This is a genomic window from Azonexus sp., from assembly GCF_036170495.1.
GTDB lineage: Bacteria > Pseudomonadota > Gammaproteobacteria > Burkholderiales > Rhodocyclaceae > Azonexus.
On sequence record NZ_JAVHPH010000108.1, the window covers coordinates 1 to 1,115 of the forward strand.

Sequence of the window (1,115 nt, forward strand, 5' to 3'; positions counted from 1 at the left end):
TGCTCAAGGAAGCGCTGATGCTGACTGATGACGAGAACATCGTAAACATTCAGTTCGCCGTCCAGTACATCCTGAAAGATCCGGTCGAGTATCTATTCAACAACCGGTCGACCGATGAAGCGGTGATGGGCGCAGCCGAAACGGCAGTTCGCGAAATTGTTGGCAAGAGCAAAATGGACTTTGTCCTCTACGAAGGCCGTGAGCAGATTGCTACCCAGGCTGCCAAGCTGATGCAGGATATCCTTGACCGTTACCAGAGCGGCATCATGATTTCCAAGGTGACGATGCAGAATGCGCAGCCACCTGAGCAGGTGCAGGCTGCTTTCGATGATGCCGTGAAGGCAGGGCAGGATCGGGAGCGCCAGAAAAATGAAGGCCAAGCCTATGCCAACGACGTAATTCCAAAGGCCAAGGGGACGGCAGCCCGATTGCTCGAAGAGGCCAATGGTTACAAGCAGCGCGTTATTTCTTCGGCCGAGGGTGATGCGTCGCGCTTCAAGCAGGTGCTGACCGAGTATGCCAAGGCGCCGGAGGTGACGCGTCAACGCATGTATCTGGAAACCATGCAGCAGATTTATGCCAACACCAGCAAGGTGATGGTGGACACCAAGGGGCAGGGAAATCTACTTTATCTGCCGCTTGACAAGCTGATGCAGGCGGCCAGCGCGACGACTGGGGCGCAAGTTGCACCCGAGGCGTCCGTGGCGCCATCGACTGCTAGGCCGACTGCGCTGTTGTCTAACGATGCACCGCCGCAGCTTGAGGGCGCACCGAAGGTTGGTGGTGGTTCGTATTCTTCAAGTTCGCGCGATGGTTCGCTGCGTTCGCGTGATCGGGAGGGGCGTTAATGAGTCCGCGTATCAATCTGTTGGGTGCTGTTCTCGCCACAGTGTTGGTGGTTATGGCCATGTCGATTTTTACTGTCGATCAACGTCAGTATGCCGTCGTTTTCCAGTTGGGCGAGGTCAAGCGGGCGATCAGCGAGCCGGGACTCTACTTCAAAATACCGATGGTCCAGAATGTCCGCTATTTCGAAAAGCGCATCATCACGCTGGATAATGCCGACCCCGAGCGCTTCATTACCTCGGAAAAGAAAAATGTACTGGTCGATTCGT

Annotated in this window: 2 protein-coding genes; both read left to right on the forward strand. The window is 55.4% G+C overall.

Going from position 1 to position 1,115, the window contains the following annotated elements:
- Positions 1-848 (forward strand): FtsH protease activity modulator HflK (gene hflK / locus ADADOO_RS03525; RefSeq protein ID WP_511275065.1); only part of this gene is annotated, 848 nt, incomplete at its 5' end.
- A partial coding sequence (locus tag ADADOO_RS03530; protein WP_511275067.1) for an SPFH domain-containing protein occupies positions 848-1,115 on the forward strand: 268 nt, incomplete at its 3' end. The genes hflK and ADADOO_RS03530, both read left to right, overlap by 1 nt.